Source organism: Pelosinus sp. sgz500959 (genome assembly GCF_042610375.1).
In the GTDB taxonomy this organism is placed as follows: domain Bacteria; phylum Bacillota; class Negativicutes; order DSM-13327; family DSM-13327; genus CTSoil-075.
In genome coordinates, this window is sequence record NZ_JBGJZL010000009.1 from 184,613 (window position 1) to 204,732 (window position 20,120).

General features: G+C 37.9%; 17 protein-coding genes and 14 tRNA genes. 1 reads left to right on the forward strand and 30 read right to left on the reverse strand.

Annotated elements, in window-relative coordinates; all coding sequences use genetic code 11:
• Positions 1 to 10: 10 nt before the first annotated feature.
• From ACAN52_RS15380 to ACAN52_RS15395, 4 genes are all read right to left on the reverse strand, one after another.
• Positions 11 to 1,333, reverse strand: a complete 1,323-nt coding sequence (locus tag ACAN52_RS15380) for a nucleotide sugar dehydrogenase (protein WP_378955805.1) — start codon at positions 1,331 to 1,333, stop codon at positions 11 to 13.
• Positions 1,334 to 1,361: 28 nt separating this feature from the next.
• The gene (locus ACAN52_RS15385) at positions 1,362 to 3,011 is read right to left on the reverse strand and encodes a hypothetical protein (protein ID WP_378955806.1); all 1,650 of its coding nucleotides are present in this window, start codon (positions 3,009 to 3,011) and stop codon (positions 1,362 to 1,364) included.
• 391 nt (positions 3,012 to 3,402) lie between these two features.
• Complete coding sequence (locus ACAN52_RS15390) at positions 3,403 to 3,726, reverse strand: hypothetical protein (protein WP_378955807.1); 324 nt, start codon at positions 3,724 to 3,726, stop codon at positions 3,403 to 3,405.
• A gap of 239 nt (positions 3,727 to 3,965) precedes the next feature.
• Entirely contained in the window at positions 3,966 to 5,954 is a 1,989-nt protein-coding gene (locus tag ACAN52_RS15395; protein WP_378955809.1) for a methyl-accepting chemotaxis protein, read from the reverse strand.
• Between the two features lie 760 nt (positions 5,955 to 6,714).
• Here ACAN52_RS15395 and scpB point away from each other — a divergent pair.
• Positions 6,715 to 7,494 (forward strand): methylmalonyl-CoA decarboxylase, encoded by a 780-nt coding sequence (scpB, locus tag ACAN52_RS15400; RefSeq protein ID WP_378955810.1) that lies wholly within the window; start codon positions 6,715 to 6,717, stop codon positions 7,492 to 7,494.
• Between the two features lie 424 nt (positions 7,495 to 7,918).
• On the opposite strand, the gene ACAN52_RS15405 is transcribed toward scpB, so the two are convergent.
• From ACAN52_RS15405 to hprK, 26 genes are all read right to left on the reverse strand, one after another.
• Positions 7,919 to 9,175 carry a tyrosine-type recombinase/integrase gene (locus ACAN52_RS15405; protein ID WP_378955811.1) on the reverse strand — a complete coding sequence of 419 codons (1,257 nt, stop codon included), beginning with the start codon at positions 9,173 to 9,175 and terminating at the stop codon, positions 7,919 to 7,921.
• 25 nt (positions 9,176 to 9,200) lie between these two features.
• Entirely contained in the window at positions 9,201 to 9,617 is a 417-nt protein-coding gene (locus ACAN52_RS15410) for a hypothetical protein (protein WP_378955812.1), read from the reverse strand.
• Between the two features lie 268 nt (positions 9,618 to 9,885).
• Positions 9,886 to 10,461, reverse strand: coding sequence for a recombinase family protein (locus tag ACAN52_RS15415; protein ID WP_378955813.1), 576 nt, complete (start codon positions 10,459 to 10,461; stop codon positions 9,886 to 9,888).
• A gap of 189 nt (positions 10,462 to 10,650) precedes the next feature.
• The gene (locus ACAN52_RS15420) at positions 10,651 to 11,367 is read right to left on the reverse strand and encodes a radical SAM protein (RefSeq protein WP_378955814.1); all 717 of its coding nucleotides are present in this window, start codon (positions 11,365 to 11,367) and stop codon (positions 10,651 to 10,653) included.
• 588 nt (positions 11,368 to 11,955) lie between these two features.
• A complete protein-coding gene (locus ACAN52_RS15425) occupies positions 11,956 to 12,423 on the reverse strand; it encodes a hypothetical protein (protein ID WP_378955815.1) in 468 nt (155 codons plus the stop codon).
• A 6-nt stretch (positions 12,424 to 12,429) separates the two neighbouring features.
• On the reverse strand, positions 12,430 to 12,699 hold the full coding sequence (locus ACAN52_RS15430) for a hypothetical protein (RefSeq protein WP_378955816.1): 270 nt from the start codon (positions 12,697 to 12,699) through the stop codon (positions 12,430 to 12,432).
• A gap of 26 nt (positions 12,700 to 12,725) precedes the next feature.
• Positions 12,726 to 12,896, reverse strand: coding sequence for a helix-turn-helix domain-containing protein (locus ACAN52_RS15435; protein ID WP_378955817.1), 171 nt, complete (start codon positions 12,894 to 12,896; stop codon positions 12,726 to 12,728).
• Positions 12,897 to 13,104: 208 nt separating this feature from the next.
• Complete coding sequence (locus tag ACAN52_RS15440; RefSeq protein ID WP_378955818.1) at positions 13,105 to 13,770, reverse strand: helix-turn-helix transcriptional regulator; 666 nt, start codon at positions 13,768 to 13,770, stop codon at positions 13,105 to 13,107.
• 396 nt (positions 13,771 to 14,166) lie between these two features.
• Positions 14,167 to 14,241, reverse strand: a tRNA-Gly gene (locus ACAN52_RS15445).
• Between the two features lie 93 nt (positions 14,242 to 14,334).
• The gene (locus ACAN52_RS15450; RefSeq protein WP_378955819.1) at positions 14,335 to 14,562 is read right to left on the reverse strand and encodes a hypothetical protein; all 228 of its coding nucleotides are present in this window, start codon (positions 14,560 to 14,562) and stop codon (positions 14,335 to 14,337) included.
• 82 nt (positions 14,563 to 14,644) lie between these two features.
• The gene (locus ACAN52_RS15455; RefSeq protein WP_378955820.1) at positions 14,645 to 15,811 is read right to left on the reverse strand and encodes an ATP-binding protein; all 1,167 of its coding nucleotides are present in this window, start codon (positions 15,809 to 15,811) and stop codon (positions 14,645 to 14,647) included.
• Between the two features lie 226 nt (positions 15,812 to 16,037).
• A complete protein-coding gene (locus tag ACAN52_RS15460; RefSeq protein WP_378955821.1) occupies positions 16,038 to 17,738 on the reverse strand; it encodes a methyl-accepting chemotaxis protein in 1,701 nt (566 codons plus the stop codon).
• 235 nt (positions 17,739 to 17,973) lie between these two features.
• A tRNA-Val gene (locus ACAN52_RS15465) sits at positions 17,974 to 18,049 on the reverse strand.
• 6 nt (positions 18,050 to 18,055) lie between these two features.
• Positions 18,056 to 18,130: transfer RNA gene (locus ACAN52_RS15470), tRNA-Glu, on the reverse strand.
• 6 nt (positions 18,131 to 18,136) lie between these two features.
• Positions 18,137 to 18,212: transfer RNA gene (locus tag ACAN52_RS15475), tRNA-Lys, on the reverse strand.
• 5 nt (positions 18,213 to 18,217) lie between these two features.
• A tRNA-Phe gene (locus ACAN52_RS15480) sits at positions 18,218 to 18,293 on the reverse strand.
• Between the two features lie 13 nt (positions 18,294 to 18,306).
• Positions 18,307 to 18,382: transfer RNA gene (locus tag ACAN52_RS15485), tRNA-Asp, on the reverse strand.
• Between the two features lie 24 nt (positions 18,383 to 18,406).
• Positions 18,407 to 18,482 (reverse strand) — tRNA-Val (locus ACAN52_RS15490).
• 6 nt (positions 18,483 to 18,488) lie between these two features.
• A tRNA-Glu gene (locus tag ACAN52_RS15495) sits at positions 18,489 to 18,563 on the reverse strand.
• Between the two features lie 6 nt (positions 18,564 to 18,569).
• Positions 18,570 to 18,645: transfer RNA gene (locus ACAN52_RS15500), tRNA-Lys, on the reverse strand.
• A gap of 5 nt (positions 18,646 to 18,650) precedes the next feature.
• A tRNA-Phe gene (locus ACAN52_RS15505) sits at positions 18,651 to 18,726 on the reverse strand.
• A 13-nt stretch (positions 18,727 to 18,739) separates the two neighbouring features.
• Positions 18,740 to 18,815 (reverse strand) — tRNA-Asp (locus tag ACAN52_RS15510).
• 24 nt (positions 18,816 to 18,839) lie between these two features.
• Positions 18,840 to 18,915, reverse strand: a tRNA-Val gene (locus ACAN52_RS15515).
• A 6-nt stretch (positions 18,916 to 18,921) separates the two neighbouring features.
• Positions 18,922 to 18,996, reverse strand: a tRNA-Glu gene (locus tag ACAN52_RS15520).
• A 5-nt stretch (positions 18,997 to 19,001) separates the two neighbouring features.
• A tRNA-Lys gene (locus ACAN52_RS15525) sits at positions 19,002 to 19,077 on the reverse strand.
• A gap of 90 nt (positions 19,078 to 19,167) precedes the next feature.
• Positions 19,168 to 20,097, reverse strand: coding sequence for an HPr(Ser) kinase/phosphatase (gene hprK / locus ACAN52_RS15530; protein WP_378955822.1), 930 nt, complete (start codon positions 20,095 to 20,097; stop codon positions 19,168 to 19,170).
• Positions 20,098 to 20,120 lie beyond the last annotated feature (23 nt).

Here is a 20,120-nt window from a genome sequence, read left to right on the forward strand (position 1 = left end):
CCCCTTATGATTAAAGACTCCAGTAGGAATAACCCTTTTCTTCAATGGCTTTTTGCTCAAATATATTCCTAATATCAATAATGACATGTTTTGTTTGTTGTTTTTGCGGTTTGAACATACTGTCCAACGCCTCTAGTTGTAACTCTTTAAACTGTCGATGTGCTACTAAAAACACCAGACAATCAGCATTTTGGACATCTTCTATATTGACAAGCTCCGTATCGAATTCGCTTTTGAATTCTGCCTTATCTACAACTGGGTCTACAATCTTTACTTTGATTCCATAGATCGCAAGATGTTTACAAATATCGACGGCTTTTGAATTGCGCATATCCGGACAATTTTCTTTGAAGGCAATTCCCATAATATAAATGCTCGATTCCTTTAGATTTTTATCAGCTTGAATCATTTTTTTTATCACAGTGTTAGCAACAAAGATTGCCACCTCATCATTGATTTTTCTACCAGCGGCAATAATCTGTGAATGATATCCGAGTACCTGGGCTTGATAAATAAAGTAATATGGATCAACACCAATACAATGCCCACCTACCAATCCTGGATAAAATCCCAAAGCATTCCATTTGGTATTCATGGCATCTACAACATCTTTTGTATTAATTCCCATTCGATCAAAAACCATTGCTAATTCATTCATAAAAGCAATATTAATATCTCTTTGCGCATTTTCAACTAATTTCGCCGCTTCAGCTACTTTAATACTAGGCGCTTTATAGACACCTGCGTGAATAATTTGTTCGTAGATAACCGCAATTTTTTCCACCGTCTCTTCGTCCATACCCGCAACGATTTTCCGAATGTTTTCAAGCTTATTCACTTTATCTCCAGGATTAATTCGTTCTGGCGAATAACCGATTTTAAAATCTTTTCCACATACCAGACTTGATTCTTTTTCTAAAATAGGTACACAAATATCTTCCGTAACACCTGGATATACAGTAGATTCAAACACCACAATACTACCTTTGGATAAGTTTTGTCCTATCATTTTGCTGGCATTAATAACATGTGCCAAATCCGGTGTTTTATCTCCATTGATCGGTGTTGGAACGGCAACAATAATAACGTTAGCTTCTTTGAGTCTTGTTGGATCTGTGGTAAATTCTAATGTTGTACTTTGGATTTTTTCATCGCCAATTTCATTGGTAGAATCAATTCCTCTTTTGTACACATTGATTTTTTCTTGACTAATATCAAATCCTAGGGTTTTGACTTTCTCAGCAAAAGCAACAGCAATAGGTAAACCTACATATCCAAGGCCTACAACTGCTAAAAAACCTTTATCGGTTTGTATTCCCTCAAACTTTTCCATTTGTATTCCTTTTCACCTACCCATTTGTTTAAAAGTACCAAGTTAATTGGCTCCACCAAGTTTTACCTTTCTTCCCAGATATTTTGTCTGTTAGGTTGTAATATTCTATACCTCCTACAACGTTTTTTGTAAACGTATAATGCATCCCCACTCCGCAGCCTTTAAACCCTTCCATTAAGGTACCTATACCATTCATTCCATGGGCAATATAAGTACCTACGGATTGATTGTAATATTTTGCATACAGATCATATGTACCTCGTCTATATGTTTTTAATTCACCATAGTTAAGACTAAGTACATAGCCATTACTGCCTCCTTTACGATCTTTCAGTTTAGAGCCCAAAACCATAGCCCCCACACCAAAATTACTAAAGTTATAGTTCCCACCAAAGTTCCAGATTGTATTTTGACTCTGAGCACTGTCATCCCTCTGATAGTGATAAACACCTGTTTCCAGATTGTAATCAAAATCCTTATATCGCACAGTTGCTACATATGTTTTTTTCGTATAATCCGTTTTCCCATAACTCAGCGTGTATTTCAACGGTTCTCCAAAATCAACTCTAAAGCCAGAGAAATTGCTATCATAAATATTTCCTTCCCCCATCAGGTAACCAAAAGAACCTACTTTCACCATTGATGTACCGACTCGGCCTTCCATATATAGATGTGAAAGTTTGAATGTATTGTTATAATTTACTAAACTCTTTTGACCTTCCAACATACCATAGGCCCGCCAATCTTTATTAATCGTGGTGTCAGCACCAAGATAGGTACGAATTCCAGATGAATCCCTATTCCATTGACTAGAACCACTATTTAGTGCGTAATGATAACGGATCTCACCATTAATATTTACTTTACGATCTAGCTCATTGCGACGATCACCCACATGCACCAACTCGTCGATAAGTTCTGTATATACTTCCGGAGTAATATCACTTTTATCAACAATTGTTTTGGGAATCGTATTGATATTATTGACTTTGATCGCTGATCGAGCCTCAATGTTGGTATTTTTTGTAGGCAACTTTGCTCTTGAGTCAGTACTGATATTGTTCACTTTAATCACTGGTTTTGCCTCAATATTCCTATTAGTTCTGAGAAGCTCTGCGCTTGGATCAGTACTCAATTTATCCACTACAATCCTTGATTTTTCCTCAATATGATTATTGTATACTTTAGGAATTATCTTATTATTGGGGATGATGTGATCTGCATTAGTAATAATTTGTGTTGTGAATTGAGCAATTTTATATGCAATTTCAGCTTTGGCTTTTTCAATATCTAGGTTGTTATCACTGACTATTTGGGTTGTAATCTGTGCTATTTCATATGTAAATCCATCTCTTTGGTCGCTGGGTATCATCGGTATTACTTTTGCTGTCAATTGCACCGTTGAATACACAAATTCAACTTTAAAATTTTCAACAGTAGTGGGTGGAGCAGATACTATTTTTGCTGTAAATTTTGCCATCTCATACGCAAATTCGGCTTTATTTTTTTCATTATTTCCGTTTGTCATTTCAGTAGAATTATGATCAAGCTCACCTGCATTTATAAGCTTGTTGGATGCATATGCCACGTTTCCCTGTGATTCATCACCGAAGAAAGTTCCTGTAAGTATACCGATCACAGTTAGCATTGCAACCAATACGATAAGCATTTTTTGCATTTGAAAATTCACCACCTTGATAAAATAAAATCGTAGTGCTCGTGTTTTTTAGAACGTCCTATAATAGAAACTGATCATTTTATAGCGCACTACAAAGTGCAGAGTTTAGTACTACCCTATTTATATGTTGAGTGATCCTGAAATAGGACAACACCATAAAATAATTTCCATTTTTTTCTATCTGTTCTCACCATAATAAAAGACCATTGTAGAAATCACCCTGAGATCCTTTTATTGATTAACAAACCAAATACAAGGAACAATCTGAGAGTGCTCACAATGGTCTAAATCACGCTATTCAGCACACGCAAAAAAGAGGCTGTCACACGAAATAGTGTGGCGCCCCTTTTATTTAAATTACCATAGGGTTCAGACTAAGGCATTAATTACGTTATGCTGTTGCGTCATCATCGGGACATCCATGACTAGGACCAATTGCAACAATTTGAGAAACATTGATTCTTATCCTATCGCCCTCATCAAAAAGAGTGGGAGAGATAATTTTCAATTCAGCATTGTCCCTTATAATCAAAGCTTCACAATTCAATATTAATGTAATAAATTCATTTTGATTTTCCAATTCCACATTAACATTGATTGGATCGTCATGATGGCGCTCTTCTTTTACAATCTGACCTTGCAGTACAATTCGGTCATCCAATATTACATTTACTGATCCTACACATTCAGAAAAATCATTTCTTTTGAAACCCATATTTATTCTCCTTCATAAATTTATTTGCCTTTTACCTTAGATATAATATTCATTTTCTTATAAAAATGTTCTAGAGCGCTTATCTCTATCAATTTTAAGGTCATAAAGATCAAATACTGAAATCTCAATTCTAGTTCTTCACCTTACATTTTTTGATTTAATATTCAAGTCTCATGACATACAAGCAGCATATAAAATACTAAAAAAGCCTTCCGACAAATGCCGGAAGGCTTGAATTCTTATATTTCAAATTTATTAATCATATCTTGCAACTTGTCCGCAATTTTAGCCAAATGCTGGCTAGAATATGAGATTTCCTCCATCGAGGCTGATTGTTCTTCCGTCACAGCCGATATTGTCTGTGTTTGACTAGATATATGTCGGCTAATTTCAGCAACATCACGTATCGCCTTAAGTACTTCCTTTGCAGAGAGAACGAGTTCGTTTAATCCATCTGCACTTTCCTGCCCAGTAACCGAAACAGCTCTTATATGCTTGTCAATTGTCTGAAATACTTTGCCAGCTTGACTAACAACTTCCGTCCCTCGTCTTACTTCATCAGTTCCTTTTGCCATCGCTGTGACCGCCACATCAGTTTTTCCTTGTATTTCGCTGATAATCAATGCAATTTTCTTCGTGGCCTCTGCCGATTGTTCGGCGAGTTTTCGTACTTCCTCAGCGACTACTGCAAACCCCCTGCCTTGTTCACCAGCCCTTGCTGCTTCAATAGCCGCGTTCAGCGCCAATAGATTTGTTTGTCCAGCAATGCCAGAAATAGTGTCCACAATTTGTCCAATTTCTTTAGAATGCTCGCCAAGCTCCGCAACTGCCTGCGTGGAATTTTCTACAGTTTGCTGAATATGATTCATCTGATCCATCGCGAGACCAATCGCCTTATTTCCTTCATTGATGGCACTTACACCCCGATTTGCATTATCAACTGTATTTTGGGCATTATTACTCCCTTGTTGTAACCCCTTTGAAATTTTCTCCACTAATACTAATGCTTTTTCTACATCAACTGATTGTTGTTCCGCACCTTTAGATGTGCCAGTAACGGAGTTAGCCACCTGATTAGCCGCTTGTGCTGACTGTTCAGCGCTAGCAGTCAGTTCTTCGGAGGATGCAGCTACCTGTTCTACAGTTTGAACGACCTGCTTAATAAGAGTGCGTAAACTATCAACCATCTGATTAGTGGCTACGCTTAATTGGCCAAGTTCATCTTTGCTGTCAACATGAATGGTATCCATATTTAATCGTCCCTTTGCGATCTCAACAAGTTGATTAGATATGATGGGAATAGGGCGCAGCATTTTTGTTAGTATCCACCAAATTAAAAAAGATACGAATATCAATATAACCGGTAACATGAAGAAACCAGCTTTTAGACTAGATAGAAATGGTTTCATTACTTCATTGTATGGAAGGGCAATGCCAACATTCCATGTCGTACCGGAAATTTTTCCAACCGTGCCATAGAATTTCAAACCGTTTGAACTTTTGTATTCAACAATAGCAGCGGCAGAGTTGCTAAGTAGACTTAAAATCGCATCAGGAGCCGGTTGCCCGACAGAAGCATCGTCGGAGTGGTATATCATTTTATTGCTAGAATCAATAATCGTGATAATACCGTCGGTACCAATATTGATATTTTTCAAAATTCCTTGGATATAATCAAAATTTAATGATTGTATTAGAACTGCTACGATTTGACCATTATCATCTTTTACTGGATAAGATGCAATAGCAATCGGTTTGCCAGAAACTTTACTTATTGAAATATCACCAAACTGAGGTTGTCCTGTTGCTATGACTTTTTTATAGTAATCATTACTAGCATTGCTAGCACCAATTCGCTTGGCATCATAAGGATACCTGTTAAGAACAATACCATCTTTATCCAGAAGCATAAACGCATCGCATCCCGGCATACTCGAAAAGAAATTTTCCAGTAATGTCTGGCGTTGTTCAAATGTACCATATTTTATTCCCTGTTGTTTAGTAACAGCCTGTCCTAGATTCTGTAGCGACGATATCCAGAGATTTAAATGATTGGCCACTTGTCCGGCCTCATTTTTCAAGTTCTCCTGCGCGTTATTATTTACATCATTATACACAATATACATTTGTATCCCACTAACTAAAACGGTAGTCACGATTAGTAAAGATAGTGTAACGAATAACACCTTAGCCCTTATTGATAATGTTTCCAATGACTTTAATTTCATAAATTTTCAAGAACCCCCTTCTATTGTTACATGAAATTCTGTAAATCTCATATTTTTTGACCATCCCTATATAGGCTATTTCATACCGCATTATTAAAACTATGAGAAGCCGAGTAACTACGTCTCTTCGACTCATTCTATAAAAAATCCTTGAATTTCTTGAATAATTATATTCGCTAAAAAGAAATAATATCCTTGAAATGTATTACTCTATTTCCATTTAATTATACAATAAGATTTAAATTCCATATCTTATATATTATATATCAGTCATCAGATGATTGTAAGTACCTATTATCATGTTTATAATGCTATATCTTATAATGCTTTAACATCAGCGTCTTCACCAGTAATTACTTTCAAATACTTAGATATTTCCTTCCTAAATCTAAAAAGCCTTCCAGCGTTTTTCTTCATTTCGCCGTTCTTTTGCCTAGGCAATTAATGCCCAAACTACTATCTCTGATTGTTTCAAGATAATCACTTCCCCATAATCTCATCATACAGATATCATTATAATCATAACCTATGGTTATCATATCATGATTATTCAATATTTCAATTATTTTCAAAACAGGAATATAATAAAGATAAAAGTATATGTATTCATTATACTGTATTTATAACATTCTCACAGGATAAGATATAACCCACTGTGGTGCCTTATTGGCAGATCGATAAGTAGAGAGTTTTCTAAGGCCCTATCGTAACTAAGTAATACAATAGTTTTATAAGTTATACTAATTTAGGAGGATTGATTATGTCATTAGTCAAGGTAGAAATCTCAGGAAAAATAGGTATTATTACTCTAGATAATACCCATAAACTAAACGCATTAAGTGCAAAGCTCGTCGATGATATTATTGAAGCACTTAATAATTTTCAAAAACAGAAGATACATATCGTTATTTTGCGTGCTCCCGATGGATCTAAGGTATGGTCCGCAGGTCATGATGTTAAAGAATTACCGTTAACCATGAGAGATCCTTTAAGTTATTACGATTCACTTGAGGTACTTTTACGGGCTGTAGAAGAATACCCAGGTCCGGTTATTGCAATGGTACACGGCAGTGTCTGGGGTGGTGCCTGCGATTTAATAATGACTTGTGATATGGTAATCGCCGATAATACGGCTGAGTTTGCCATGACTCCTGCTAAACTTGGAGTTCCATATAACTCTACAGGCATTTTACACTTTATGAATCGTTTACCGATTAATATTGCTAAAGAGATGTTTTTTACTGCTGAATTAGTACCTGCGGAGCGGGCTTTAAATGTAGGTATTATCAACCATTTAGTAGCAGAAGAAGAACTTCTCCCTTTTACATTAAATTTAGCTGCTACAATTAGCACGCGCTCGATTTTATCGATTGAAGTAATTAAAGAACAGTTCCGTGTTTTGTCAAAAGCATATTCCATCACTCCATCCGCTTTTGAACGAGTCCAGGGGATGCGAAGAAAGGTTTATGATAGCCATGATTATGAAGAAGCGATTACTGCATTTTTAGAAAAACGCCCAGCAAATTTTAAAGGCGAATAAGCATCATAACATATAAAATACTAAAAAAGCCTTCGCATACCCTGCGAAGGCTTTAATTTACTGGAGCGGGTGAAAAGATTCGAACTCTCGACCCACGAATTGGGAAGATAAAGTTTCTATTCTTAGCAATTTTTATAGTCACAATATATTCTGATTTTTAATCATTATCCTCCACAAACGTCAAAAAAGCCTTCCGAACTTAATCGAAAGGCCTGAATTCACTGGAGCGGGTGAAGAGATTCGAACTCTCGACCCACGGCTTGGGAATGTGTATGGTCATAAATTTACCCACATTTTACCATTAACTTATACCCTTGATATACGTTGCCAATCCCTGATATATCTACATTCTTAGCACTACAGGGAATTTATGGTATTAGCGGTTAATGCCTATAATTCATAGTATTCTTCGTTAATACTGGTTTCATTGGTTTAACATTGGCACAACATTTTCTATTGGTTTATGTAGCAATTCAGATAGTTTGTTTGATGCCTGTCGGTCAGTTGTTGCAAAAACATGAGCATAAGTATCCATAGTGAATGAAGTGTTTGAATGACCAATTCTACTAGATATATCATTTACGTTCATGCCCATCATTGCCAACATGCTAACATTGCCATGACGAATATCATGTAACCGAATATTCTTCGTTATCCCTGCTTTCTCTAGTAGTCTTTTGAAAAATCTATAGAAGTTATGAGGGTCTGGTCTTTGCCCCGCCCTGTTGCAAAAGACATACTCCGTATCACCGATATACTCCTTGTGTTTACGGAGGACTTCTGCGACATGCAAAGGTATATCTATAGTTCTTTTGCCTGCATCGGACTTTGTGCCTTGATTCTGATAAATTTTATTGTCGGTACTTTGTAACAGAGTTTCAGCAATGGTCAATATGCCATCATCTAAATTAACATACTTCCACTTTAACCCCATCAGTTCAGACCTTCGTAATCCTGTGTATACATCAACAAGTAAAGCAGGGTAATAGCTTGGATTTATATTGTGGTTAACAGTGCCATCCTTTTTTATGTTGTGTTTGCTTGCTATCTCTAAGACTTTCAATACTTCATCAACTGTCAAAATTTCTATATCTGGTTTTACTGCTTTAGGTTTACTACATGCCAGTGAAGGATTATAACCTATGAGCCTTTGCTTTACTGCGTGATTCAGAATATTGCAAATTATTCTATGAAAATGTATTACTGTGTTAGGACTTATTAAAGTGCTTTCACTAGTGATTCCAGCTTGTTTCTTTTGTGAGTTTGTGCCTAATTTCTCAGCATAAAACTTATTAATCATTGTTGTTGTTAAGTCTTTTAGTATAACATTGCCTAATGACGGTAATATGTGCTTGTCTAAATATAACTTCCATGCGGTTAGCGTTGTATGTGCTTTACCTTCTGTGGTTTTGTCAGCTAACCATATATTAGCAAAGTCCCTAAACTTCATCTTACTTTTATCTAGCTGTAAACCATTGTTTGCTTCATTGCGTTTTTCCAGTAACCACGCTGATACAACCCTTTGTAATTTATGGGTCTTGGAAAATCTTTGACCATCAATCATTATTCTTGCTACATAGTATTCTAGTTCATATTCTTCGCCTTTTACATTGGTTTTCTTATGAATTACCTTATCTATCGAACCTTCGCCATTACAACGGCTTTTCTTCTTTGTTGCCATCATTACCATCCTTTGAAAGTGGTGTCTACATTTCTAAAGTAGCCGTCATTGCTACATCTAAGTGACTCCTAGTATATTTCTTTAGCTTAGCTACATTCCAAGGCTCATTAGTGGCTGACAAGAATCCTTCGGTGGTCAGTATCTCGGCAATGATATTATTGGTTTTGCCATCGGCTTTCAATGCTACTATGCGACTATGGCATTTCTCAGATAATTCCTTCGTTAATTCAAGTAACAATGCTGACTTCTCAGCTATCGAAAGTGGTGTCTTACTTTCTAAAGTGCTTGTCATTACAGGTGTCTTTGATTCTTCTACATCTAATCTAAGGTTTTCAATGAGTTGCTTTACCGCCAGTGTTTCTTCTTCGGTGGTGTAAATGACCAGTCTTTGCCTACCAGTGAACTTTCTCCCTGCACCTGTACGCTTTCCCCCTCGTGCCATGTGTTACCTCCTTGCTTGATTAGGTGTCTATGTTTCTAAAGTAGTTGTCATTGCTATACTTCTGATTCTTCTGCATTATATTTCTGTGAATTTCTGTGGTCATAGTCGCTCGGTACAATACGGCAGGGTACTTCCTAGGAAAATCGGTGTTTGGTACACGCAAAGTCACCAATCCCCCTAGTATTTACAATATAGTAACCATTGTCAATACTATATTGTTACTTCTTACCACTCAAAAGAAACCATAAAACAGCAAAAATTATAAATGTTAACATGATGCAGTACCTCCCTCGTACTCCTTGATTAGCCTGTCCATGACAGGTCTTGATACATCGCATAACTCAGCCATCTTAGCTTTTGTTATCTCACGATTCTTGTACTGCCCATAGATGGTGCTAAAGTTGCTCGGTAATGACTTTGATTGTCTACCCTTGTACTTGCCTTCTGCCTTTGCTAGTGCTATGCCTTCCCTCTGTCTCTCTAGCATGTTCTCACGTTCAAAGGTAGCTATTGCCCCTATCATCGTTAGCATTAACTTGCCTGCTGGTGTACTGGTGTCCATGCCCTCCTTCAAGCTAATAACCTTGATACCCTTGCCATTCATCGTCTCTATGAGATTCAGCAAGTCTACAGTGTTCCTTGCTAGTCTACTGAATGACTCAATGTATACAGTGTCCCCTTGCCTAGCATAGTCAATCATTGCAAGCAACTCAGGTCGTTCGGTGTTCTTACCACTTGCCTTCTCGGTGAAGGTCTTGTCAATGCTATGGGGTTTCATCATCTCTACTTGTCTACCCTCATTCTGCTCGATGGTGCTAACTCTGATATATGCAATATTTGCCATTATGTATCGCCCCTTTATTATTAACTACTGTAATTACATTGTATCAGAATCATAGCAGAACGTAAATATAGAATCTTAGACTTCCACTACATATTGTAAATATATTAAAAACACAACTATGATTTACGCTATGAATCTCCATTATCAGTGTATTATCAATGTAGCGTTAGACTATGCCCTATCTTTACATTAATCAAGCCATTGGACTTTCTTTGTAATCTCCCATTCATCAAGAAAACTATATTTAGCTGATAGAATTCTACCTGACATATCTTCGTATTCCACGACTGTCATATTACCTCTTTGCTCCTCTAGGTCTGCCATTGTTTCTTTATAGGCTCGTTCTATGGAACTTCCCAAGATGGAACAATAAAGCCCATTAGTTGTATCAGGGTAAATTATAGACTTATCTGTGACAGTGCCTAGCAATTCCGTTTCACATCCACATGCATAGATATTACCATTGGGCTTGACCCACACCATAGCACATTTACACATTATCTCAGTGTTGGGTAATCCCTTGGCACGACCTGCATCATTCAAAGTCACTACTGTTTGTACCCTGTCACCAAAGGCATCAATAACAGCAAGGTCTATAGGGTCATGCCATTGGTCTTGACTCAGGATAGCCTTGATACCTTTGATCTTTGCTAGTTTCAATGATATTTCTGTCATGCTACCATTGGTGATAACGGTTATTCGTTGTTTGTGATCCTTGGCATATCTCAGCATATCCATGAATCTAGGATGAATTGTTGGCTCTCCTCCACCTAGTACGACATTCCCCTTAGATAGTGCTATGGCTTTTCTAAAGGTTGCCATTGTCATATCTTCGCCTATTTCATTGGCTTCTTGCCAGCAGTGCGGACAGTGGAAATTACATCTAGTAGTAATTTGAATATACATAATATCATTCTCCTTCAATATTGTAACAGTACATCACAGGAAACTATAACTCCCATGTATTGCCATTGTAAATCATTTCCAACAAAGACAGTATCTAGGGTCTAGGGTTATTCAGTGGATTGCCAGTATCACACATGATAACATATGTATAATATTTCTAAAACCTAGCAGATACAAGGGATTGACGATGCTTTAGCGTAGTAAAGGAATCAACGATGGTACGGGTAGTGTGTGAAACTATTATCATACTATGAATCTGTGTAATATCTCCTTGTTATCAGCATCGGCAATCAGTGACCTATACCCTAGTATCAGTGGAGGTACTTAGCTTGCAATGTCCCATAGTTCTCCTGTAATTCAAGGTAATGCTTTGATACTAGGGGTAAACAAGTCTAAATCTCATTTACCTCTGTTGAGGTAGGCTATTGAGTACCTACTAGGTATACAACTTTGTATAAGCCATTGGTGTCTACTGGTGTACTGTATATAGCAAAGGTACTATGTATACAGTGGTATTGTAGCCCTATCAAGTGTACTGTGATAGGGCTATGGTTTGATCTATCGCAAACAATGGCGGATTATAAGGTCTTAACCTGTAACACCCTCTTTAAAAACCGTGCTGGAAAGGTGTTCCATAAGTTGCTTCTCTGTCATTTTCTCGATACCTTCGGATTGATAGAATTTCCTTAGAATTTGCCCATTGCAATAATCAAGCCAGTTCATTGAATACCATTTTTTGAAGATGATAACATTAGCTAACTTCTTCTTAATCCAATACTTTTTAATCTCAGATACAATGGTGAAACAAGGGTTGCCATATAATGCCATATGAACATGCAGACCTCCCTTGATTCCTCCCTTGGATAAATGAGTATCAGAGATAACAGTGATGACTTGATATTTCCATTGCCTTAATTTTGCTTTTCTTCGGATACTTTCAAGCATAGCCTTTGTATGTTTCGTTAGCTGTTCCGCTGACATTTCTTCACGATTCCCCTTGTGATATTTCTCGTATAATGTCAATGTGATAGCATAGGTTGCCGTCTCACGTTCCATTAGGTGCTATATCCTGTGAAGGTCAATGCTAATCCTCATTTCCATAGAATCCAAAAAGCCCTGTCTATAGGTATCCTTTGCCACTACATGATGATAGTCGCTGACAACATCGGTGTAGTTCATGAATAACTGGTGATGCTCAGGGGCTATGTATGATTTCAGCAGGTTACTGTATTCTATAGCCAGTTGCATAGCCCTTTGCTGTTCGTCTGAATTGGCATGAACTCCACTGTCATCAAATGCCTTATCAATGATTGTACTCAATTTATTTTCCATGTTCATCCATCCTTTGTGTTTTATTATTATCCTGCGAAATTGGTTGACCATGCCGTTAAGCCTGTTTTCGATATTCGATAATGACGACCAATTTTGATCATGGGGAAATTCTTGCCTCTAACCAAATTATAAACCTGCGATACTGGCACACCTAGATAGACTGACGCTTCCTTTACTGAATAAAATGCTGATTCCATCGTTTCGCCCTCCTTGTTTTCACCTGTTTACTTTGTTTTCGTTGTTGTTCATTGTTTCTATCACTATGTTATCATCTTCATTATACACTGTCAATCATTGTTTTTATCTTTTTAATCTATAATTTTAAGCGTTATTAGTCGTTCCATAAAAAAAATGCAAGTACATCACTGTACTCGCATCACCTTGCATTGTATTTCGTTGTAGATTTTATTTACCTTTGTTCATCCATTGTTGAACTATCAAGTCTTTTATATTCTTCGTAATTATATCTGCATTTTCTTTATCGCTTATAAATTTTTGAATAGGTTCATCCAAATGACTCATATCATACAACGAGTTACCAGAAGAGATTACGGTCTCTTTAGGTTGTTCTGTAATACTATCAACAACCAATTCTTGATTTACATTTGACACTACATTAACAGACTTACTCTTATTCCCCCAAAGTTCCTCCACGGAACATTCCAAAGCTTCCGCTACCTTCAAAGCCAGACTATTAGGTAATCTAGAAGCCTTCCCAATCTCTTTTGTCTGGTATCCCTGCGGACTCATCCCCATACGCTCTGCAACAGTTGCTTGTGACAACTCCAGTGATTCTCTACGAGCTTTAGCGTTCTTCCAGAAATTCACTATTTCAGGGTCAACCAATGGCTCTGGTTCTTCACCTGTCGATAATGCTTCAATAGACGTTTCAAATAAGTCAGCAATTTTCTTTGCTAAGTCTTTTGGCATTTTACTTGCAAACCCACGCTCTAGATTATTATAACTTCTATGATTAATCCCAAGCTTTTCACTAATCTCTGGTTGTGTCCATCCTCTTTCTTCGCGTAAAGCCTTAGTATTAGCCCAGAATATCCTGTCGTTGATTTTCATAAACTCACCTCTCACTTGTATTATACTAAGCCCTCACGTTGATAGCAAGGATTTTTCTAGGTAATTCACTGTCAACTGCCACTAAATACATAGATTCACTATGTTCAACAAATGCATTTAGCCTAAAATCAATTTTAACCGCTCTAATAGCCCCGTGGTGAGGTTTTATTCTTTTGTTTAAGCAAACCATTATGCCTGCGTTTTTATTCCCTCTACAGACCTTCTGGCAAGTTCATTGCTAACCAAGACTCACAACAAAAACCACTACAGCATTATCATTGAAATTTAATGTGCCTACACAACACCTTTATTATTACTATTGGTTCAACATTGGTTCAATTTATCTATGAACGACAAAAAACGGCTCTAGCATTACGCTAGAACCGTTGAATTTACTGGAGCGGGTGAAGAGATTCGAACTCTCGACCCACGGCTTGGGAAGCCGGTACTCTACCACTGAGCTACACCCGCACTATAAATGAGATAGTAGTTTTTACATCACTGTCATTATCTCAACGTTTATTATTATATCATGAAAATATACATAAATCAAGGATGAGATTATTACCGACGCTTAGCGACTGGTGGGGCAGCAGCAATTGTTACCCGTGGTGGCATTTTATCATCATAAGAGAGACGAATAAAAAATTCAGGCGGAGTCGTCTTTGATGGGCCACTTACTTTCATTTCAATAACCTGGATATTCTTACGAGTGGCTATCCATTTGTTCACATTCACTTTTAATTCTTCTAATGTTTCTTCACCGGAGTTTGAAAAATACTTAGTTTTCATATATATTCTCCCTGATGGTATTTCTTTACATTATATCATATGAAACATACTTTGAGGAGGATATCGATCGATAATATCCTATTTAAAGCATATCTTTATTATTTTGAGGCACACAAGGTGTAATCAAATTTAGAGAATTAAATCGAATAAAAAAAGTAGTCCCTTGATCACTGGTTTCTATATTAATCGTAGCTTGATGGCGAGCGGCAATACTATAAGATATGGCAATTCCAAGTCCTGTCCCCTTTTCCTTTGTCGTAAAGAAAGGAGTCCCCATTCTTTTGAGAACTTCAGGTACAATTCCAGTACCTTGATCCTTGATTGATAAGATAATCTGATGGTTCTCCATATAAGTCTTGATCGTCAGATAGGTTCCTGGTGCCATCGAATCCAAACCATTACGTACTAAATTAAGAATCAGTTGCCGGATTTCTCTATCATCTAAAATAATTTCAGAAATCTCTCCCAACTCAACTTTAATATAATTATTTCCTACAATCGCATCGGCTTCAATGAGTGGCATTAGTGATTCAATGATCCTATTAATACTCTCTAACTTCCAACAGCTTGATTTTTCTTTAGCGACTGACAAAAAATCTGAAATAATTGAATTGGCGCGATCTAATTCGGCAATCATTAATTCATAATATTCCCAATATTTAAGGCAATCTTTTTTCTTAATTAACATTTGTAAAAAACCTCTAATAGTTGTCATGGGATTTCTCACTTCATGACCAATACCAGCAGCCATTTTACCAATTAAATTTAATCTTTCAAGATGAGTCATTTCTTTTTCTAATCTTTTACCTTCTGTAATATCACGAAAACTCAACACTCTACCGACAATCCGGTTACCAATACATTGCGGTTTTGAATAAGCCTCAAAATATCTTCCATCCACAAATTCAAAGATATCATGACATTCTCGTTCTGGTTGAGTATAAAGTGTACTTTCCTTTTCGAGATAAATCTCAGGATTCTTAATTTTCTCCACTAGCAAAATAAGTAAACTACCTTGGTTTTTTATTTGTAAAATTTTTTCCCCAACATCCCACATTTCAATGAACTTACGATTATAGTAAGAAATATCCCCTTTGTAATCAAATATAATAATACCATCAACAACTGCATCAAGTGTCCCTTGTAAAATGGATCGTGATTCTTGCATTGCGTCTGTTGATTTATAGCCAATTAGTTCTTGACCCATATCATTATATTCTTTGGCATTACCAAATTCATGATACCCCAACGTTCATAGCAACCCCTTTCCCCATATAACAAGACAATTTTGATCGTTTTACATTTATTACCTTTCGCTAATGTAACAAAAATTTCCTTCCAATAAAATGGTATTTTTTGTCCTTTTAGCACTTTTGTAAAAAATTAACATATTTTTTTAATTGAAAACTGAGAAGGCTTGGCTAAATCAGCGCTGCCCTCCCAGTTTTCATTCTAAAAGATCGTATTAATGATCTTTATACTTTGAACCTTTTAACCACTTCCATCATTCCAGCCGCTAAACCACTAAGGCTCGCAGCATTGGTGTCAATCTCATGCATACCAGCTGTCTGCTCTTCTGCTGAAGCAGCTACAGTTTCAGCACTTGACGAAGTTGCATAGGCAACAGTGCTAATATTCTCGACACTATCAACCATTGTTTGAATACCTTGAGTCGTTTCGCTCACAGCATTTGCAATGTGTTCAATACCACTTTTTACACGACTCATTTTTTCCATAATAACATCAAAACCTTTTTGTGTAGCAATGGTTACTTCTTTACCTTTATCCACTTCACGATTCGCCTGCTGCACTGTCTTAACAGCAAAATTGATCTCAGCACTCATATCATTAATGATCAGTGTAATATCACGTGTGGCACTAGCGCTTTGCTCGGCTAATTTGCGAACTTCTTCTGCCACCACCGCAAAACCACGACCAGCTTCGCCTGCACGTGCTGCCTCAATCGCTGCATTTAGTGCCAGAAGATTAGTTTGTCCAGCAATACTATTAATTAAATCTACAATGCCTTTGATTTTTTCCGATCCTTGGTCTAATTTTCCTGTAACAGCAGTAATCTCATTCATAGATCGACTAATGGATTCATTTTGTGCCACAGACTCAATTAACATATCCATGCCTTTAGCGGCTTCCGCAACGGCATTTTGAGTACTAATATTAACTTCGGCAGTACTCGCATTGATTTCTTCAGAACTTGCTGATATTTCTTGAATGGTCGCAGAAATATGACTAATATTATCTGCATTTTGGGATGAACCTGCTGCGATGGCAGTTACACTTTCTGCAACAGTTTCTACAGCCTTTAATTGTTCACTAACAGAATGACTAAGACCCTCACTCGCTGATGTCAGCGTCTGACTACCATCTGCAATCTGCAAAACAATATCATTAAGGGCTTTCTTCATGTTAATAATAATTGTACCCATATCGCCAATTTCATCATTCATAAGAGGATGTAAATCTTCACCGTTTAGTGTGAGGCTTCCCACCACTGCCAATTCTGTACTGATATTTTTTAAACGCCGAGTTATACTTCTGCTATACCAAATCACTAATAAAATAACTGCGACTGAAATAACGCTGCTAACGATGATTGCTGTATTGGTCTCGCTCTTTGCATTATCAGAAAGAAATATTCCTCTATCATCCATGTACTTTTGCTGCAAGTCATCAACTTCAACAAACTGAGCTGTAATGGCCTGAACAAGTTGTCGTCCTTCAGTTGTCAATTGGTTCAAATTAGGGTCATTATTCTTTTTGGCAGCAATGACTTTATCACCTAAAACAATATAATCATCAACCAATTTAGCTAATTTAGCTCCAGAATTTTTAGCATCCCCCAGGGTTGAGTTATCATTATATTTATGGGCCAATTCACTGCTTTTTTTAATTTTTGTATGATATCCTTGTTCATATATATTGGCACCATCAGGATAAAATAGAAAACCTCGCATATCTAAAAGAGCTTCAGTAAACTGTAAACGAGCACTTTTTACAGTATTCAATTGTACTGCAGTGTGCGTGACTAACGTTCCAGTTGCCTCTCCACTATTCTTAAAATGATAAATCACATATCCTAAAACTGATAATAAAAGACCGATGACTATAATGAATATACTGGAAAGCTGCATAATAATAGAAAAGCGTTTCTTATTCATATTTCCCCTCCATTTTTAGATAAGTCTAAAAATTCATGTTTATACTCTATTATTCTAGATCATCCTACAAATACCTTCGTCTTTTTTGATTTTTCCTCAAAAAAAAAGATCTCCTCCTTATGAATCCTTATATTGTAAATTCGTTTTATTTTGACAAATTCCTGCTTATTCTGACATATTTTTTAATATATCAAAAAACCTCATGCTTATGTAAGCATGAGGTTAATTATTACGATGGTGGGGGATGACGGGATCGAACCGCCGACATCCTGCTTGTAAGGCAGGCGCTCTCCCAGCTGAGCTAATCCCCCGTAATTTGGTGACCCGTGGGGGAATCGAACCCCCGTTATCGCCGTGAAAGGGCGGTGTCTTGACCGCTTGACCAACGGGCCAGAAAATGGTGGCTCACCCGCGGCTCGAACGCGGGACACCCTGATTAAAAGTCAGGTGCTCTACCAACTGAGCTAGTGAACCGGAGATGGTGCCTCAGGGCAGAATCGAACTGCCGACACGAGGATTTTCAGTCCTCTGCTCTACCGACTGAGCTACCGAGGCATAATAATGATAATGGCGACCCAGATCGGATTTGAACCGACGACCTCCGCCGTGACAGGGCGGCATTCTAACCGCTAAACTACTGGGCCGCAAAATGGAGATACGTTAAGAAATGGTGGGGGATGACGGGATCGAACCGCCGACATCCTGCTTGTAAGGCAGGCGCTCTCCCAGCTGAGCTAATCCCCCGTAATTTGGTGACCCGTGGGGGAATCGAACCCCCGTTATCGCCGTGAAAGGGCGGTGTCTTGACCGCTTGACCAACGGGCCAGAAAATGGTGGCTCACCCGCGGCTCGAACGCGGGACACCCTGATTAAAAGTCAGGTGCTCTACCAACTGAGCTAGTGAACCGGAGATGGTGCCTCAGGGCAGAATCGAACTGCCGACACGAGGATTTTCAGTCCTCTGCTCTACCGACTGAGCTACCGAGGCATAATAATGATAATGGCGACCCAGATCGGATTTGAACCGACGACCTCCGCCGTGACAGGGCGGCATTCTAACCGCTAAACTACTGGGCCGCAAAATGGAGATACGTTAAGAAATGGTGGGGGATGACGGGATCGAACCGCCGACATCCTGCTTGTAAGGCAGGCGCTCTCCCAGCTGAGCTAATCCCCCGTAATTTGGTGACCCGTGGGGGAATCGAACCCCCGTTATCGCCGTGAAAGGGCGGTGTCTTGACCGCTTGACCAACGGGCCAGAAATGGTGACCCACGATGGGCTCGAACCATCGACACCCTGATTAAAAGTCAGGTGCTCTACCAACTGAGCTAGTGGATCGCAACGTTCTCACAAGATATGATTATATAGTAATCCATCCTTCTTGTCAACATCTTTTTCGCTATTTTTCATGTTTTTTTGCATTTTTTATTAATCTTGATGATCAGTTAAACAATACTTTCTTTGTTTTTCAATAAATTGTTCTGCTGCATCATAACCAAGATTCTTTAACCTATAATTCATGGCAGCTACTTCGATGATGTTTGAAAGATTACGACCTGGCCGAACAGGGATCGTCTTACAAGGTAACCCTACACCTAAAATTTCATGTTGCTCTTCGTCAATCCCCAAACGATCATAATATCGATCTTGTTTCCACTCTTCTAGGCGAATAACCAGCTGAATTTTTTGTCGTGGCCGTATGGCTCCAATTCCAAATAAAGCTTTAATATTTAAGATGCCAAGCCCTCGAACTTCCATCACATGGCGTAAGACTTCAGGCGCACTACCAATAAGGATATCTTCCCCGCTCCGAATCACGTCAACAGCATCATCAGCCACTAAACGATGACCACGTCTTATGAGTTCTAAAGCTGATTCACTTTTACCAACACCGCTCTCACCAATAATCAGTGTACCAATCCCATGGACATCAACAAGTACAGCATGGATCGTCACACTCGGTGCTAATTTTTGTTCAAGATAATCGGTCAGTTGTGCCATAAAGCGAGTCGTAGGTAAATGTGTTCTCAAAATTGGCAACTGCCGTTCAGTTGCAATTTTGATCCACTCATCAGGTAATTCCATATTACGAGTTATGATTAAACATGGAAATGTAAGATTGATTAGAGCCTGCCACCGTTCATTAGCTAACTCTTTTTCAAGAGATTCTAGAAAAGATATTTCAGTCCTGCCAATGACCTGAATACGCTCTCCATCAAAGTACTGGAGATAACCGGCCAAGACAAGTCCTGGCCGGTTAATATCAGATACTCCTACTAAACTATCTAGGTTAGTATCCGCATTTAGTACTTCAAGAGCAAAACAATCAACAATCTCTTTTAATAATAATTTTGCCATTGTTTTCACCTACATCTATTCTA

What these genes read in the sequence shown, in the direction of transcription:
- ACAN52_RS15380 (WP_378955805.1), bottom strand. Translation starts at nt 1,333, where the DNA reads ATGGAAAAGTTTGAGGGAATACAAACCGATAAAGGTTTTTTAGCAGTT.
- ACAN52_RS15385 (WP_378955806.1), bottom strand. Translation starts at nt 3,011, where the DNA reads ATGCAAAAAATGCTTATCGTATTGGTTGCAATGCTAACTGTGATCGGT.
- ACAN52_RS15390 (WP_378955807.1), bottom strand. Translation starts at nt 3,726, where the DNA reads ATGGGTTTCAAAAGAAATGATTTTTCTGAATGTGTAGGATCAGTAAAT.
- ACAN52_RS15395 (WP_378955809.1), bottom strand. Translation starts at nt 5,954, where the DNA reads ATGAAATTAAAGTCATTGGAAACATTATCAATAAGGGCTAAGGTGTTA.
- scpB (WP_378955810.1), top strand. Translation starts at nt 6,715, where the DNA reads ATGTCATTAGTCAAGGTAGAAATCTCAGGAAAAATAGGTATTATTACT.
- ACAN52_RS15405 (WP_378955811.1), bottom strand. Translation starts at nt 9,175, where the DNA reads ATGGCAACAAAGAAGAAAAGCCGTTGTAATGGCGAAGGTTCGATAGAT.
- ACAN52_RS15410 (WP_378955812.1), bottom strand. Translation starts at nt 9,617, where the DNA reads ATGGCACGAGGGGGAAAGCGTACAGGTGCAGGGAGAAAGTTCACTGGT.
- ACAN52_RS15415 (WP_378955813.1), bottom strand. Translation starts at nt 10,461, where the DNA reads ATGGCAAATATTGCATATATCAGAGTTAGCACCATCGAGCAGAATGAG.
- ACAN52_RS15420 (WP_378955814.1), bottom strand. Translation starts at nt 11,367, where the DNA reads ATGTATATTCAAATTACTACTAGATGTAATTTCCACTGTCCGCACTGC.
- ACAN52_RS15425 (WP_378955815.1), bottom strand. Translation starts at nt 12,423, where the DNA reads ATGGAACGTGAGACGGCAACCTATGCTATCACATTGACATTATACGAG.
- ACAN52_RS15430 (WP_378955816.1), bottom strand. Translation starts at nt 12,699, where the DNA reads ATGGAAAATAAATTGAGTACAATCATTGATAAGGCATTTGATGACAGT.
- ACAN52_RS15435 (WP_378955817.1), bottom strand. Translation starts at nt 12,896, where the DNA reads ATGGAATCAGCATTTTATTCAGTAAAGGAAGCGTCAGTCTATCTAGGT.
- ACAN52_RS15440 (WP_378955818.1), bottom strand. Translation starts at nt 13,770, where the DNA reads ATGAAAATCAACGACAGGATATTCTGGGCTAATACTAAGGCTTTACGC.
- ACAN52_RS15450 (WP_378955819.1), bottom strand. Translation starts at nt 14,562, where the DNA reads ATGAAAACTAAGTATTTTTCAAACTCCGGTGAAGAAACATTAGAAGAA.
- ACAN52_RS15460 (WP_378955821.1), bottom strand. Translation starts at nt 17,738, where the DNA reads ATGAATAAGAAACGCTTTTCTATTATTATGCAGCTTTCCAGTATATTC.
- hprK (WP_378955822.1), bottom strand. Translation starts at nt 20,097, where the DNA reads ATGGCAAAATTATTATTAAAAGAGATTGTTGATTGTTTTGCTCTTGAA.